15 protein-coding genes are annotated in these 16,386 nt (G+C 45.6%); 9 read left to right on the top strand and 6 right to left on the bottom strand.

Annotation, left to right across the window (positions count from 1 at the left end; genetic code table 11):
• Positions 1 to 76: 76 nt before the first annotated feature.
• Complete coding sequence (locus tag ACFWMP_RS24690) at positions 77 to 1,291, bottom strand: MFS transporter (protein WP_379424929.1); 1,215 nt, start codon at positions 1,289 to 1,291, stop codon at positions 77 to 79.
• A gap of 161 nt (positions 1,292 to 1,452) precedes the next feature.
• On the opposite strand from ACFWMP_RS24690, the gene ACFWMP_RS24695 reads away from it, so the two are divergent.
• The 7 genes from ACFWMP_RS24695 (at position 1,453) to ACFWMP_RS24725 (ending at position 7,023) form a co-directional block, all read left to right on the top strand.
• Entirely contained in the window at positions 1,453 to 1,872 is a 420-nt protein-coding gene (locus tag ACFWMP_RS24695) for a pyridoxamine 5'-phosphate oxidase family protein (RefSeq protein ID WP_379424930.1), read from the top strand.
• 148 nt (positions 1,873 to 2,020) lie between these two features.
• Entirely contained in the window at positions 2,021 to 2,695 is a 675-nt protein-coding gene (locus tag ACFWMP_RS24700) for a response regulator transcription factor (protein WP_341127033.1), read from the top strand.
• Positions 2,692 to 4,116, top strand: coding sequence for a HAMP domain-containing sensor histidine kinase (locus ACFWMP_RS24705; RefSeq protein ID WP_379424931.1), 1,425 nt, complete (start codon positions 2,692 to 2,694; stop codon positions 4,114 to 4,116). Before ACFWMP_RS24700 ends, ACFWMP_RS24705 begins: the two co-directional genes overlap by 4 nt.
• A 70-nt stretch (positions 4,117 to 4,186) precedes the next feature.
• Positions 4,187 to 5,098: an ABC transporter ATP-binding protein gene (locus ACFWMP_RS24710; RefSeq protein WP_042184378.1), complete on the top strand. Its 912-nt coding sequence runs from the start codon at positions 4,187 to 4,189 to the stop codon at positions 5,096 to 5,098.
• Positions 5,095 to 5,811, top strand: coding sequence for an ABC transporter permease (locus tag ACFWMP_RS24715; protein ID WP_076285176.1), 717 nt, complete (start codon positions 5,095 to 5,097; stop codon positions 5,809 to 5,811). Before ACFWMP_RS24710 ends, ACFWMP_RS24715 begins: the two co-directional genes overlap by 4 nt.
• 2 nt (positions 5,812 to 5,813) lie before the next feature.
• Positions 5,814 to 6,548, top strand: a complete 735-nt coding sequence (locus tag ACFWMP_RS24720) for an ABC transporter permease (protein WP_076285177.1) — start codon at positions 5,814 to 5,816, stop codon at positions 6,546 to 6,548.
• 109 nt (positions 6,549 to 6,657) lie between these two features.
• Positions 6,658 to 7,023, top strand: coding sequence for an ArsR/SmtB family transcription factor (locus ACFWMP_RS24725; protein ID WP_042184384.1), 366 nt, complete (start codon positions 6,658 to 6,660; stop codon positions 7,021 to 7,023).
• Positions 7,024 to 7,079: 56 nt separating this feature from the next.
• Here the strand turns inward: ACFWMP_RS24725 and ACFWMP_RS24730 are convergent, their stop codons facing one another.
• Entirely contained in the window at positions 7,080 to 7,841 is a 762-nt protein-coding gene (locus tag ACFWMP_RS24730) for a CPBP family intramembrane glutamic endopeptidase (RefSeq protein ID WP_379424932.1), read from the bottom strand.
• A gap of 232 nt (positions 7,842 to 8,073) precedes the next feature.
• On the opposite strand from ACFWMP_RS24730, the gene ACFWMP_RS24735 reads away from it, so the two are divergent.
• Positions 8,074 to 10,320: a heavy metal translocating P-type ATPase gene (locus ACFWMP_RS24735; protein ID WP_379424933.1), complete on the top strand. Its 2,247-nt coding sequence runs from the start codon at positions 8,074 to 8,076 to the stop codon at positions 10,318 to 10,320.
• Between the two features lie 71 nt (positions 10,321 to 10,391).
• Here ACFWMP_RS24735 and ACFWMP_RS24740 read toward each other — a convergent pair whose 3' ends face one another.
• The 3 genes from ACFWMP_RS24740 to ACFWMP_RS24750 form a co-directional block, all read right to left on the bottom strand.
• On the bottom strand, positions 10,392 to 11,354 hold the full coding sequence (locus tag ACFWMP_RS24740; protein WP_379424934.1) for an L-lactate dehydrogenase: 963 nt from the start codon (positions 11,352 to 11,354) through the stop codon (positions 10,392 to 10,394).
• Between the two features lie 172 nt (positions 11,355 to 11,526).
• Positions 11,527 to 12,027, bottom strand: coding sequence for a CcdC family protein (locus ACFWMP_RS24745; RefSeq protein WP_341127038.1), 501 nt, complete (start codon positions 12,025 to 12,027; stop codon positions 11,527 to 11,529).
• 235 nt (positions 12,028 to 12,262) lie between these two features.
• The gene (locus tag ACFWMP_RS24750) at positions 12,263 to 12,523 is read right to left on the bottom strand and encodes a GlsB/YeaQ/YmgE family stress response membrane protein (protein ID WP_042184394.1); all 261 of its coding nucleotides are present in this window, start codon (positions 12,521 to 12,523) and stop codon (positions 12,263 to 12,265) included.
• Positions 12,524 to 12,772: 249 nt separating this feature from the next.
• Here ACFWMP_RS24750 and ACFWMP_RS24755 point away from each other — a divergent pair, with 249 nt between their 5' ends.
• On the top strand, positions 12,773 to 13,822 hold the full coding sequence (locus ACFWMP_RS24755) for a lactonase family protein (protein ID WP_042184396.1): 1,050 nt from the start codon (positions 12,773 to 12,775) through the stop codon (positions 13,820 to 13,822).
• A gap of 128 nt (positions 13,823 to 13,950) precedes the next feature.
• Here the strand turns inward: ACFWMP_RS24755 and ACFWMP_RS24760 are convergent, their stop codons facing one another.
• The gene (locus ACFWMP_RS24760) at positions 13,951 to 16,218 is read right to left on the bottom strand and encodes a poly(ethylene terephthalate) hydrolase family protein (RefSeq protein ID WP_379424935.1); all 2,268 of its coding nucleotides are present in this window, start codon (positions 16,216 to 16,218) and stop codon (positions 13,951 to 13,953) included.
• Between the last annotated feature and the right edge of the window lie 168 nt (positions 16,219 to 16,386).

Consider the following 16,386-nt stretch of genomic DNA (forward strand, 5'->3'; position numbering starts at 1 on the left):
CGTCCATCCTTGTGCTCAGAATATGCTTATAGATGACATTACCCTAAAAGGATTAGGTTGATACCATTTTAACATTCTAAATACTGGAACTCTTTCTTTGCACTGCTTGTCTGGATTGGAATCTCCATGCGGCAATGCTCAGCAAGAACAAGAAGGCGGCAAAACCGGCAAGTAACCCAGCAGTTTGTGCCGCTTTTAGATGGTCCATAGACCAGCCCATAAATAGGGGCAGCAGAGCTCCACCGACACCTCCAGCAGCGATCATTATGCTGGGTGTTGATTCTTCGGCTCCTGGCAGCATCTTGCTGGAGAAGACTAGAGCTATGGAGAAAATACCGGACATAAATAGCCCAAGTAGCATAATTACGATGAATGCAGCTAATCGATTATCTGTGAACGGAAAAAGAGCCAGCAGTAACAAGGTCATTAAACAGCTACTTAAAATGTATACACGGTAAGAAATTTTCTCTGCAATCACTCCAGCAAACAATCTTCCCGTAGACATAGCTAGCCAAAAGAAAGTGACTGTCAGCGCCGCCGCAGATTCTGTCATCCCTAGCTTGGCGATAAAGATGGCGGGCATAAAGTTGACCAGACTCATCTCCGTACCTACATAGAGAAAGAAGAAAAGGATGAAGATGCCCAGCAGAATCCATTGTTTCCCTTTATACGGAAGCTGTGTGCTGGACTGCGAGGAATGTGCGGATGCTGAGACTTTGCGAGGTGCTCGCTCGTCCAGTATACGCTGCAGATTCCCAAAATGGCCTCTTCCCCAGAGAATGAGGGAAAGTAATGAGAAGCCAGCGACAATTAGGAATGCCAATCTCCATGCTCCGGTAGCAATGAGCGGACTGGCGATAAGAGGCATAACAAGTGCTCCTATCCCAAATAGGACTTCAAGTCGGCTCATCGCGATCGCGGTTCCTTCTGTCACAGCTCCGATAATGATGGTGCCGATGACGGCTTCGATCATACCGAAACCAAAGCCAGCCGCAACAGCAATGACATACATCCACTCCCAAGGTGGTAGAAAAGCGTACGCAATCTCAGCAGTCAGGAGAAGAGCGGTGGCGATAATGATGCCTCCTCGTTTCCCAAAACGGCGATTGAGTAGGGGAGAGACAAGCACACCAGCCAGAAAACCAGCAAATTGACTAAAGATTAATTGCCCGCCGGCACTATAATTTTGATCATAATGCTGTAGCAGAACGGGAAGAATAGATCCCAGCACTACATGAGCAAGGCCAATGACAAAGTAGGAAAGACAGCCGATCCAGATCAGTTTTTTCACGAAGTAAGCCCCTTATATTGAAAGTAGTTTATGGAGTAAGGTCGGATTCAATGTGAACCTGAAGGGTACATTATAATAAGCACCATTGTTATGATAAATCCAAACGGTGAGCTTGGATATATAAACTTTTGTTTACATGCTTGAAGGGAGAGATTTACGTAATGGATAACAAACAACTGGAGCAACTCATTATTAGAGCATTGGATGACAACAATTTCGGTTCCTTTGGTACGATCGAAGAAGGAAATAAGCCGAAAGTACGTTACATGGCCATTTTCCATGAGGGTTTGAAGATTTATTTAGCTACGAATCGCAAAACTCATAAGGTGGAGGAATTATCGAATAATCCGAATGCTTTTTTGCTGCTTGGATATGAGTCAGGCGGAAGCAAAGACGTGCTGGAGATTGAAGCCACCGCTACCGTTTCTAAGGATGAAGGGCTGCGCACAAAGGTGTGGAACAAAGAGCTGGAGCCATGGTTTACAGGGCCTGATGACCCTAATTATGTTATTCTTGAACTTACTCCAACGCGTATTGAGTATGTTGGCAGTGATAAAGAGCACGGCGTGTGGACTCCCTAAACCAATTTAAAATCGATTCCGAAAGCCTTCCTATCCCCCACGGGTTTAGGAGGGCTTTTTTAAAAGATAAGTCCCTGAGTGACCTGTTAAAACATGTTATAATGACTTCAACTTTTTACGTAATTTCTCAGGGGAGGACTTAAAATACATGACCGTTACTCTGTTATATATTGAAGATGATCATGAAATCGGCAGCGTCGTGTCTGCGGATTTAAGTGAGCGTGGTTATAGTGTGCGTTGGCTGCGGAGCGGGGAGGGAGCGACGGAGGAAGCGGCGCCTTGTCAATTGGCCATTCTGGATGTAATGCTTCCGGGCCTGGATGGCTTTACTGTCGGACAACGATTGAAGCGGGCGTACCCTAAGATTCCGATCTTGATGCTCTCTGCGCGAACCTCTATTGATGATAAACTGCAGGGGCTTGAATTCGCCGATGATTATTTGACGAAGCCTTTTCATCCGGATGAATTGGCTGCCAGAATTGAAGTGCTGCTCAGGCGGAATGGGGCATCTGTTCAGGATTCGCTCACGCTTAAACACCTAGTCGTATATGAAGGGGATAACCGAGTAATAAATGCTCAGACACAGGAAGAAGTCATGCTTACGGGTAAGCAATTTCAGATTTTTTCTTATTTGCTGCGTCATCTCGGCCAGATTATGACAAAGGAGCAGATTTATGAAGCCGTCTGGGGAGAAGCCTATCTCGAAGGGGATAAAACTTTGATGGTACATATACGATATTTGCGCGAAAAGTTAGAACTTGATCCAGGCAATCCGGAAATTATAGAAACTGTCCGGGGGATCGGATATCGGGTAAGAGCATGAGGGGGTTAGGGCGTATTCGCAAGCAGCGTAGCTCTTCTTTGCTATCGGGATATTTGCTTATTATCGTTTCTGCACTGCTTTTTATCCCTGTGGTCCTGCCGTTATCTTTTGTTCTCTACAATATGGTTAATGAAGTGACTAAAGGGGCTCCACCTGTAGACACCACTCTGTATTCGAGTGTTGAAGCGCTGGAGACCATGTGGCATAAAGAGGCGCTTCAATTGGAAGATACTTCTTCGGAAGGCATAAATGAGCGGCTACATGAACTGAGCCGGAAATATACTGAGGCTACTATGTTTTGGGTAGATGGGCAGGGAATGACCCAGTTGATTCTCACACCTGATGAAGGCAATCCGGACCATGGCAGCGAAGTTCCGGAGCAGTGGACTGCGGCTGAGGCTATTTTTTTTATGAAAGAAAGTACAAAGCGTGATCCTTTAGCCATCGTCGCCTTTATGGGAGACCGAGTGGATGCGGGTAAAGGGTTTATGGTAATGCAAATTCCAAACAAGCTGCTCAACAAAGGGGCTTATGGGGGAGTCGGGGCTTGGGCTTTGTATTACTTTGTGCTCTTTGTACTTTTTGGAGGGTTCGCACTGGTTTCTTTGCTGTTCTTTAGAAAAATACGCAAACGGCTACTACAGCTGCAAACCGCGATGACGATTACGGGGCCGGATAGAATGCCTAAGTCTATTATGACGGGCAAGCTGGATGAGATTGGCAGACTGGAGGAAGCTTTTAACACGATGGTGGCGAAGCTTGACGAAAGTCGAAAGAGGGAAATCGAAGAGGAAGAGCTTCGTAAGCGTCTAGTATCTAACCTATCTCATGATTTGCGTACACCACTAACGGTTATTCGCAGCCACATCCATGTAATGACTAAAGAGAGCTTAACCCCGCAAGGACAACAGTCCTTAGAGCTAATGGATAAGCGAATAGCAGATCTTAGCGTCTTAATCGAGAATCTTTTATCCTACAATCTCCTCAACAGCGGACGGATCACTTTGAAGAAGGAGCGTAAAGATGTCTTGCGCTTGTTGCGGGAAAGTGCTGCTGCTTGGTACCCCGTATGGGAAAAAGAGAACTTCGAGATCGATATTGACCTGGAGGCTGATCCGCTGTTCTGGATGGTGGATGAGGTCTGGTTCCGCCGTATTCTTGATAATCTGTTTCAGAATATTGTACGTCATGCCAGCAGTGGTCTTTATGTAGGGATTTCTACGGAGTCCCGTAATGGGCAACGTGTTATTTTGATTACGGATCACGGCAGAGGTATCCAGAGTCCATCCGATTACAAAGGGGCAGGATTAGGGCTGTCCATCGTGGATCTGTTAATGAAGCATATGGAGTTAGAGTGGGATATGGAGAGTACAGGAGATGGCACCTCTATTGTAATCTTCAATCCACGGGATGAAATTTAAACAAAACTTAAACTTCGTGCCGCCTTGTTCTTAACCTTGGGACGTTATGCTAATTACCGAGGTGAGGAACATGAAAGAAACAGTGATTGAAACGAAAGATTTATTAAAAAAATACCGTGGCCGGGCTGCGGTGGAAAATTTAAATTTGAACATCCGCAAGGGAGAGATCTATGGCTTTCTTGGCCCGAACGGGGCAGGGAAAACAACAACAATTCGTATGCTGCTTGGACTGATCACTCCAACATCAGGAAGGATTGAAGTCTTCGGCCAGGATCTTCGCAAGCATAAACTGCAAATTTTGCGGAAGGTAGGGTCGCTTGTCGAGTCTCCATCCTATTACGGGCACTTAAGCGCTGTGGATAATCTTGAAGCCATCCGGCGTATCCTTGGTGCTCCGAAGTCACGGATTGCTGAGGTGCTAGATATTGTTTCCTTAACAGGGGAAGAGAAGCGTCCAGTTAAAGGGTTCTCCCTTGGGATGAAGCAGAGACTAGGTATTGCTGCTGCCTTGCTCGGGGAACCGGAGCTGCTTATTCTGGATGAGCCGACGAACGGACTTGACCCATCAGGGATTCAGGAAATTCGCGGACTGATTAAACGATTGCCGCAGGAACAAGGGATTACCGTCGTAGTATCCAGTCACTTGCTTAGTGAAATTGAGCAAATGGCGGATACCGTAGGGATTATTCGTCAAGGGCAAATGGTGTACCAAGATAGTATAACGAATCTGCAGCGGCAAGCCGGGGGAGAAATGCGGTTAGCAGTCTCGGACCCGGAGGCCGCGCTGCGTCTTGCTGAAGAACGGGGGTACACAGGGATACTTCAAGACCAAAAGCTAGTTTTCTCCCGGATGATCGATGCAAGAGTTGCCTTGCTAGTCAAAGCGTTGGTAGAGAATGGGCATGCTATTTATCGTGTAGAGGAGCGGAGACAATCACTTGAGGACTTCTTCCTGCAGGTTGTAGGAGGAGAGGAATCATGATGTGGCGGGCACTGTCGGCGGATTGGCTCAAAATCCGTGGCAAGGGACTCTGGTTTCTAGTGTTTCTTGGACCGCTTGGACTTGTAGCCATGCAAGGCTTGAACTTCGGCCTTCGTTATGATTATCTTCGCGAGCAGTATAGTGCGGATTTATGGGGTGGGCTTCTGAACAATGTAGCTGCATTTGTGCCCATTGCTCTTTTTCTTGGAGGGACCTTAGTGTGCTCGTTGATTGCAAATGTAGAACATCAGATGAGCTCGTGGAAGCAGCTCTTGGCACTACCTATCTCACGTACTTCAGTATTTATGGCTAAGCTGGTGTTATGTTTGGTGCTAGTGGCGGTTTCTTGTTTGCTGCTCTCGGTGGGTACAGTTGGTTTAGGGCTTGTTTTGGGCTTCAAGGTCGAACTGATTCCGTATTTGGATGTGTTACGAATTGGCTTTATGTCCTATATTGCAGCGTTGCCGGTTATCGCTTTGCAGCTGTGGCTTTCTCTGGCTAACCGTAATCAGACATTGCCAGTTGCTCTTGGAATAACCTTATCTCTGGTGTCTATCTTCTCCATGTTACTTTCGGAGTGGGTTCCTTTAACATGGCCATACATGGCTTGGGAATCTTCGCATCGTCTCTTATTTAGCGGCGCAGGGTTGCTGCTGGGGCTGCTGATTCTTTTGCCGGGTGCACTGCACTTCGCACGAAAGGATGTGGATTAACGATGAATTCATTTTGGAGAGTGTTGTCGGCAGAACGATTAAAAATGTCTAAATCATATGTCTGGCTTTTAGTTATAGGCAGTCCGATTTTAGCATTACTTCCCGGGGCATTGGCAGATAATCAAGGGGAGAAGATGAGTTGGGAACTACTATTAAATGTGATGTCCATGATGCATGCCTTGCTATTTCTACCTGTGCTCTCGGGTATTTTCGCAGCGCTGATCTGTCGTTATGAGCACCATGACGGGGGCTGGAAGATGTTGCTGTCTCTGCCTGTGACTCGGTTATCAGTGTACCTCTCAAAATATGTGATGATTATCGGATTGCTGGCTGCGGTTCAACTAACGTTCCTGGTGATGGTGCTGGGAATGGGTTTTTTCCGAAATATTCCGGATTCGATCCCTTGGTCGCTGCTGCTTAGCTCGGTATTTGGCGGCTTTATTGCCTGTCTGCCACTCGCTGCACTGCAGCTGGCTATCTCTCAAGGCTGGAGCAGTTTTGGCGCACCGCTGGCGCTGAATGTGAGTCTGACCATTCCTAATATGCTGATCGCCAATTCTTCAACCTATGGCCCCTATTATCCTTGGGTACAACCGATGTTGGCTATGATGCCGTATGGTGATGACACGTTTGGGGCTTTTAATTTACCGTTCGAAACGCTGATGATGGTAGTGGGCGGTAGTTTTATTGTGTTTTTTGCGGCAGGACTATTCTCCTTTTATCGTAAAGCGGTCTGATTTAGTACGATTCTTATAAACGCCTTCTCCATGGACATCCAGAGCTGGTTTTCATATAATTGAGGAAAACAATCAGCAAAGCTGACTAGCTGGTGGAGGAGGCGATAGCATGGAGCCAACGGCATTAGAAGATTGCGATAACACATGCAAGGGTTCGGAGCTTGAACCGGAATCCATTGCATTGATTCTGCCTGACCGAGAAATAACGGATAAAATGGCAGAGATGTTCAAAGCGTTGGGTGATCCCACACGAGTGCGGCTCATTTACGCTTTGTCCCAGAAAGAATTATGTGTACACGATTTGTCCGTGATCCTTGATATGGGACAATCTGCGATATCCCATCAGCTCCGTTATTTACGGAATTTACGAATTGTGAAGCGTCGTAAAGAAGGAAAGACGGTATTCTATTCGCTCAACGATGCGCATGTAGAGCAGATTTTTCTGCAGACGCATGAACATGTCCGTCATGAATAGCTGTACTTTTCAAAAAAAGAGCGGTTCTCCGATTGTTGGAGAACCGCTCTTTTGCGTTAACTAGATTGATTTAGGTTGCTCGATAGGGTTGGTTTTCTAAAGGATAGAGCCAGCCAGAGACAATGCACAGCGAGTACGAGAAGGATGAATAGATCGATCCCCATATATTCGCTTGTATTATCATTTCCAACAAACTGAATCAGATTATGTACAAAATGAAACAATATCAGCGGTAGAATATTATTATTTTTCAGCATCAATAAAGAAAGCACAAAACCGATCAGAAGAGAATATACGAGCTGTAGGATGATTTGCGTCATGTCTGTACCGGATAAAGCATTAAGCAAGTGGGTAATAGAGAAGAGTATGCTTGAAGTAATCACAGCCGTTTTAGCGCCCTTAGTGAGTAAAGTCTTGAAAATCAATCCGCGGTAAATACTTTCTTCCACAAAGGCTACAAGCAGGGTGAAGAAGATAAAGAACAACACCTCAGACGTACTGATCTCACGAAAACCTTTAAAGGATATGGTGATCAGGACGACAGCTAGAGGTGCGTAATAGATCCACTTCCCAGAGGAAATGGTATTCAGAGGACGGAAGCCAAGATCACTCCATTTGTTCTTAACCGTGAAGTAGATGATCAGTACAAGCGCGATTGGAATAAAGGAGATCAGTACAGGGGCGGTATACGAAAGCTCTTTAATTGTAGCGTAAGTCCCGGCGGCAGATACAGCTAGAAGTAACAGCACCTCAATAATAACAACGGTCCAAATAGGGTGTTTCTGTGAAAAAGAAGACGTCTTGGCTAGCTTTGACATGGTCTACATTCATCCTTCCTTCTGTGTAATTTAGTTGCCAATTCATCTCGGGTGCGATCATACATGATTTACCATATTTTCACGAAAAGATCAATTTATTTAATTTTTATGAGAGCGGAGAAAAATGGTGTATATGACGTATTGACCTTCAAAAATAAAGGGAATATAATAGCAATAAGAAAACATATGAACAAGTGCTCATATATGGTTTTTATTTGAGGAGATGTGCCGTATGGATACGATGCAAGGAAAAGTAAAACGTCAGTGGGAATTAGAAGGCTTAGATTGCGCCAATTGCGCAAGGAAAATCGAAGATAAAGTGAAGAAAATTGAGGGCGTATCGTCTTGTTCCGTTAATTTTGTTACGAAGACAATGACGATGGAAACCGCCGCAGGTTATGAGGAATCGGCGATTGTAGAAGCAAAGAAAACGGTGAAGGCACTTGAGCCCCATGTAAATGTAAGAGAGAAGACTCAGGGCAGTCGCAAGCTGCAGAATAACAGTAGTCATACGCATGGAGAGGATCACAAACATGGCCATGAACACGATCATCAGGCTGCAGACGGACATAAGCATGATGATGCGGATGGTCACAGCCATGGCCACAGCCACGAGCATGGGGAAGGCGATACGCGTAAGATTATACTGCGGTTAGGTGGCGGTGGGATACTCGCGCTTGCCGGAATATTCTTACCGGTGGAGGGTGTAGTAGAACTGCTGATTTTCTTAGCAGCCTATCTCATTGTGGGTAGTGAAGTTGTCTGGCAGGCGGTTAAGAACATTATCCGGGGTCAGGTATTTGATGAGAATTTCTTGATGGCTCTTGCAACCATCGGTGCTTTTGCGATTGGTGAGTATCCAGAGGGCGTAGCGGTTATGCTCTTTTACCAAATCGGAGAGTTGTTCCAAGGTCTAGCAGTAAACCGTTCACGTCGATCTATCACGGCACTTATGGATATCCGTCCCGAATTTGCTTACCTTAAGCTTGGAAATGATCTAAAACGAGTCTCTCCTGAGGAAGTAGCGATCGGTGATATGATTGTTGTGAAACCGGGTGAGAAGGTACCTCTGGACGGAACGATCCTTGAGGGAAGCGCCATGATGGATACATCAGCACTTACCGGGGAGTCTGTACCGCGTTCGGCTGGACCGGGAAGCACAGTATTAAGTGGATTTATTAATCGGAACGGCGTTATTACGATGCAAGTTACACAGACCTTTGGTGAATCAGCCGTATCCAAAATTCTGGAGTTGGTACAGAATGCTTCAAGCAACAAAGCCAAAACAGAGAACTTTATTACTAAGTTTGCACGGGCTTACACACCTATAGTAGTGATCACAGCTGTGCTGCTAGCTGTCGTTCCTCCGCTAGTGATTAGCGGGGCAACCTTCTCAGATTGGATTTACCGGGCGCTTGTATTCCTCGTAATCTCCTGTCCATGTGCGCTTGTGGTCTCGATTCCACTTGGTTTCTTCGGAGGGATTGGAGCAGCTTCACGCAGTGGTATTCTGATTAAAGGAAGCAACTATCTTGAAGCGTTGAATGATGTGAAGGTAGTTGTCTTCGATAAGACCGGAACGTTGACTAAGGGGCAATTTAAGGTTACAGGAATTTATCCGTCAGGTGGCAAGTCCAAGGATGAATTGCTGCAGACAGCTGCTTATGCGGAGAGCCATTCGAACCATCCGATTGCCGAATCGATTAGGGCGGCTTATGGAGAACAGATTTCTAAGGAAGCGATCTCGAATTACAACGAAATCTCCGGTCATGGAATCGAGGTTTCGATTGAAGGCAAGACCGTACTTGCAGGTAACGCACGTCTAATGGAGCGAGAGGGCATAGCTTATGAGGTGCCAGCGCAAAGCGGTACAGTTGTTCACATCGCGGTGGATCATCAGTATGGGGGTTATCTGGTGATTGCTGATGAAGTGAAGGAGGACTCACAGCAGGCTATTCAGAGCCTCAAGAAGCTTGGCATCCGTAAAACAGTGATGTTAACTGGCGATGCTTCATCTGTAGCTGAAGATGTTGGGAAGCAGTTAGGTGTAGATGAGGTTCACGCGGAGCTTTTGCCGCAGCATAAGGTAGAGGCCATCGAGAAGCTAGATCGTGAAAAGTCACATCGCGAGAAAATTATTTTTGTCGGTGATGGAATTAACGATACCCCAGTACTAGCTAGAGCAGATGTTGGGATCGCAATGGGCGGACTGGGCTCCGATGCTGCGATTGAAGCGGCAGATATTGTAATTATGACCGATGAACCTTCGAAGATTCCTGTTGCTATCGGAATTGCCAAGCGTACACGGATGATCGTATGGCAAAATATTATTTTCGCTTTAGGTGTTAAAGCTATATTTCTTATACTCGGCGCATTTGGGATTGCCACGATGTGGGAGGCTGTATTCTCAGATGTTGGGGTAACCGTGCTGGCTGTACTGAACAGTATCCGAGCATTAAAGGTTAAAGATCAAGGATAAAAAAATCGCTCTTTAGGGTATTGGTGTTATCTACCGATCCCCAAAGAGCGATTTTTTCTGTTTGAAGGAAATTAAATGCTGTCTTCCAAGTGTAGGCTCTCAATGCCTGAGCGAACAATGCTGCAGGAGGCGTTGAATTTCTCCGCTTCTTCGGTGTTTAGGTTAAGCTCCAGTAGTTCTTGAATTCCAGTGTTGCCAATAATGGCAGGTACGCCGGTACATACACCACTTTGCCCGTACTCTCCATCCAGAATTGCGGATACGGCAATGATCTTATGCTCATCATTCAGAATGGAACGAGTAATGTAAGCCAGTGCGCTGCCAATACCGAAATGTGTGGAGCCTTTTTTAGTGAATATCTCCCAGCCCGCATCTTTGGTCTTGCGGGAGATATCCTCCAGATCCAGATGCTGGAACCGCTCACGATGCTGATCCATAATTTGCAGGATGGGCTTACCGCCAATCGTCACATGTGACCAAGCTACAAACTGGGATTCACCATGTTCTCCAAGTGCGTAGCCGTTTACGCTGCGTGGATCGATGGAGAAAACATCAGATAGTAGTGTCTTTAGGCGCGAGGAGTCAATGGAGGTTCCTGTACCAATAATTCTGTGGCGAGGCAGCCCTGATATTTTCCATACCATATAAGTGACAATATCGACTGGATTAGCGGCGACTACGAATATTCCATCGAATCCCCCAGCCATAATGTTGGTAATAATTTCTCTAGTAATGACTGCAGAAGCTTCCAGGACGTCAAGTCTTGTCTGCCCTGCCTTTGGATTAGCGCCCGCGGTTAAGATAACTACATCCATTCCTGCGCAGTCGCTATGGGTTCCGGCATACACCTTGGTGCGTGTGCTTGTGAAATCCATGCAGTGTGAGAGATCAAGTGCTTGTGCCATAGCGCGGTCATAGGTGCGGTCGATCATCATGATCTCGTCGCAAATGGCCTGATTGACCATGGAGTAGGCGCAGCTGGAACCGACCATCCCGGCACCGACGATGGCAACTTTTCTTGATTTACTTTTCAATTGCCTTGACCTCGCTTTCTATTGTTAGGTATGCATATATTTTAACGTATCCCTCCACAAGTTACCTAACATCGGACACAGAAAAATGTTTTTTCCTACAAGGTATTCATCCACGTAAGAAGCCATCTCAATCGTATGAATTGAAATGGCTTCTTAGAATAACAATATATACTTATGACTGTAAGGACTGTGCCTCCGAGGAGGTCATAGCTTTATAACGTTTGTACATAAAGAATCTCCAATGAAGAATCATTCCGAAGGCTAAGATGAAGAATAACCCACCGGACTGAGGGATACTGACATAACTATTAATAAATTCATGAAGTAAGGTGCGAACTAAAAGGAGTCCGAGCAGAATGAAAGCAAAGCTCTTAGAACGCTGAGCATAAATTTGTCCATCCCGTTGTTCGAAGTTTGTGCTGCGCATTAGAGGATACGCGAAGATGAACCAGCCAATCAAAAAGGCGAGTGCTGCCCACCATAAAGGAAACCTAACTTCAGGTACAACGAACATGGCAAAGCCAGTCGACATCCCGAGAGGTGGAATCCATATTTTTCGAATGGTAACCGGACGTGCGCTAGCTTTTAGACGAATAAAAATAACCATTAGCGCCATGAGCAAGGTCCCTATAGTGGAGCCGATATGTAGGAGTGAGGGGTTAATGCTACCCATGATTCACGACCTCTCTATGATTTGAGTCACTTGTATCTTCATTATAACAGAAAAACGATGGCGGAACATTGAAGTGTAGCCGCTGTATGGAGGTAGTAGCTCCGTGAAAAGCACTGCATACTACATTAAGTAGAAAGAGGCCGAAAACACCAAATAGCAGGTCAAGGTAGTTAACCTTGACCTGCTATTTTTTTAATAATATAAGTAGTCCAATAATTATTGGTTCAGCCTAAGCTTATGAACGGCTACGTCCATTTGTTGAGCGAAGAATAAGGCTGACGATAAAGATCAGAACAACGGCCCCGATCAAAGAAGGGAAGAAATAGAAATCACTTACTTTAGGTCCCCAACTTCCCAGAAGCACGCCACCGAGCCATGAACCGATAATACCTGCGATAATGTTACCAATTACCCCGCCTGGAATATCTCTGCCCATAATCAGACCCGCTAACCAACCAATGATCCCACCAACAATTAACATCCATAAAAAACTCATGTTACTTCAACTCCTTCGTTTTGTTGTTTTCGATGTCTACTATTAACCTTGCCAATCATGTTTAAACCACTTGTAAAAACTTACTACTGCCGGAAGAGTTAGGAAATGGCTTCAAAATTGAACTCGATAATGTATTACAACTATAAACATGCTATAGTGAAAAAATATTATAAAATACTGAGTAAGTTGCTATCAGTAAAGGGTAATTAAGAAGTAAATACAATTTATACAAACAAAGGAGTCGCTACTATGGAACGGCCTAATGAGGTATTGTTTTATGTGGGAACGTACAACCCTGAAGGTGAGGAAGCTATTCTACTCTGCTCACTTAGTCCTTCATCAGGGGAAATGAAGATTCTTGAGGGTACTAAGGGCATTGAGAATCCATCGTTTTTAGCAGTAAACAGCACAGGCAGCGTGCTCTATGCGGTTAGTGAGAAGGATGAGGGCGAGGTCTATGCTTTTGCTATTGATCCTGTTACTAAAGCGTTGAGTCCACTTGGAAGTCGTCCTACGGAAGGTGGCGCTCCTTGTTATGTCTCGATCAGTCCTAAGCAAGATTACATATTCGTCTCTAATTATTCCGGTGGCAATGCCAACGTATTTCCTGTAAATGAGGATGGTTCGCTTCAGGTCATGTCTGATCAAGTGAAACATGTAGGTTCAGGAATTCGTGAAGACCGTCAGGAAGCTCCGCATCCACACTCCGTCATTCCGGATGGAAGTGGCAAGCATATACTGGTTTGCGACTTGGGACTGGATCAAATCCTGATTTATCGCCTTGAAGAAGGTAAGCTGTCTAAGCATCGGGAGATTAATCTCCCACCAGGTTCAGGTCCACGCCATCTGGCGGTACACCCTTCAGGACAATGGATTTATCTGGCGAATGAACTAAACTGTACCGTAACGGTATTTGCTAATGATGAGCAGAATGGAAACCTCAGCATTTTACAGCATGTCAGCACGCTTCCAGAGCAATATAATGCGGGTAGTGATGATACAGCTTCCGATATTCATGTATCGCCATGTGGTAAATTCTTGTATGTCTCAAACCGGGGACAAGATAGTATCGCCTTGTTCCATATTGAGGGTTCAACAGGTCATCTTGAAGCGGTAGATTGGCAAGTTACAGGCGGACGTACTCCGCGTAATTTCGCCATTATTGGTGGCAAGCTGCTCGCTGCGAATCAAAATAGTGATATTATTACTTCGTTCTCCATCGATAGTGACAGTGGCAGATTAATTCCTACAGGGAACGAGCTGAAGATAAAGACACCGGTCTGTATTCAAGCCGTGTAGGCTGGGAATAGGTTATTGTATGTTTCAATATTAGGGGCTATTCCCCGAAATTTATCAAAATAAAAGGCCTTCCAATCAGCTGTACATGTGCTGAGGGAAGGCCTTAAATGGTATAATGGCAAGTTACCTTAAAACATATTTCGAATTCCTAGATCGTAAAAGCCTATGTCATCTAGCATGATTTTATCTCCCTCGGCTTCAAGGTAGAAGGTGATTTCCGTCAGGTTCTCAGGCTCTAGCTCAGGTTCTTCCTCCTGAAACTGTTCGAACGGCATCTCATAGGTCTGAAATACAGCTTCGGACAGATCACCGTACTTCCCATCATTAATCCGTTCTTCAAGCCATGGGAATAACGTGAACTGAGTTTGCGGCAGTGGAAGAATATCCATTACCTCACTTAACGGCAAGCGTGCCGAGGTATCATTTTTGTCGGTTAACTCAACCTCTACATTGGGAGGTAGCGGAATACTTAGTTCATCTTTGATATCACCATTGAGGTTTGCTAAGGAAAATGTAAGGCCATCTGCGTCTGAAAGGGCCATTTCAGTAACAACACTGTCTTTAAGCTTAATGTTGTAATAAGCTTCCTCGTCTTTTTTGGCTGTGCGTTCAAGAACGACACCATATGTGGCTTTGCTCTTCGATTCACGATCCTTCGCGAGCTCTTCCGACCAGGATAATCCGGATGCTTCTGCTGTTCCGAGATTAACGGTATTCTTGTTGCGGTCCTCGTCAAATGTGGCTACAGGCCGATATCCCCCATCCTGGAATCGATTGTAGTAAGTGGTCTCCGGTAGCCATTTCAGTCCGCTGCGGTAATCCCGGAACAAGCTCTGGTATTCGTCTTTTCCATGCAAAGTGGTCTCTAGAAAAGCTGATACATACACTTTAGCGATTTGCCGCTGCTTGTCTGCATCCATAGTTTGCGCTCGATTTAAAAAGAGGCCAGCAGGTAATGTCTGATCATACGCGCCCCAATCACTGTTGAATTGACTGTGATTGGCGTCCGCAATATACAGCGAGCTTTTGAAAGCAGAGGACCCTTGGGAATAGGATGTACGTATATACTGCCGGTCACCATAGAAATCATGTACATCCCCATCACGAGCCCCTTGCAGAGTCAAATAGTTGACATCCTTGAGACGGGCTTGCTGATCGTCTATCGTTTTGTCCGTAGGGGCAAGGGCGACCACAGAGGCTATATTAAAACGATCTACTGCCTTCATAACGGGATCATTTTTGAACCAACGCTCGGCGTCTGCTGCCATAGCAACAGCTTGTCCTCCACGGCTATGGCCGAGCAGGGCGGTTTTTGTGAAATCTATTTTTTGATAAAAAGGATTGTCTGGTTCATCCGAGAAAGCTGCTAGCTGTTCCAGGTGTTTCAGAATGATCCAGGTCCGTACTTTGAAATCATTGTCCGGAATACCGGACCAAGCAGAATAGTTCAGGAAATTCTCATCCAGGGAAATTGCGATAAACCCCCGGCTGGCCAAGAGTTCACCGAGATAAGCGTACCCTCCGTCAGAGTAATCTTCCATCATATGATTTCCGTGCACCATCAGAACTACCGGATAGGGACCATTGCCCTCAGGCATCCATACTCGGCCGTTCAGTGGAAGTGCATTATAATCGAAACCCCAGAATAAAGTGCGCAGTTTTGACCAACCCTTAATATAAGCAGAAGCATCTACTGTAGAAGAGATCACATTGGTATCCTTGCCGTATTCGGTCCGATGCAGATCCTTACCGCTGGCATAAGTGAAGGTCTGATAGGCTTGATTGCCAGGTTGTGATGGACTTGCGGCTGTCAATGGAATCACATCGGAATCACTGATATCAATGGGTTCCAAAGTAGGTATTTCCTGCACTCCGTTTGCCAGAGCAAGTTGGGAAAAAGTCACCGTAATGGTAAGCAGAAGTCCCATGGTTATTCTTTTGCTGCGCAGCAGTCCGATGGCTAATCCACCCAATGCACCTAATACGGATAGTAGAACAGCAATGAGAGCCGCAGCTTCAATCTCAAAATCTGCGTAATATAAGATTAGTAGAATCGCTCCAACATCGCTCAATACACAGCCTGCGAATAGTCGTGGAATGCGCAGTCCGGTCAACGCGATCAGTACAGCAATGATATTACTGGCAATGGCCAGCAGAATGGTACTCGTACCTGCAGCAAGTGCAATATCAGTTGGCACCCCTAATCCAGTGGGTATACCTAATACGGCAGTGGTGAAGGCCAAAAAGCAAACGATCCAAAGACCAGCGATTGCTGTCCTCCAGACCGTTGTATCATAACGGTAAGTTCCCCTAATCCTTCGACTAATTTCTTGAGTCATTCTCCTATGAAGCCGTGGTCTTATCGGCGCAGGGACGTACTCTAAATCCATACCCATGATTCTCACTCCCGACATTAAGCGGTAATTTCTCTAGACCATAAGCTGTAGCAATAATATTACTTTATAGCATCAATAACAAGTGGATCTTACAGGAACCCACACCATTGCCTGTATAGCGTGGGATTTGAAAGATTCCTTTGTCATTGGCTGGAAAAAAAGGTTTGA

The organism is Paenibacillus sp. NPDC058367 (genome assembly GCF_042723305.1).
In the GTDB taxonomy this organism is placed as follows: domain Bacteria; phylum Bacillota; class Bacilli; order Paenibacillales; family Paenibacillaceae; genus Paenibacillus_AQ.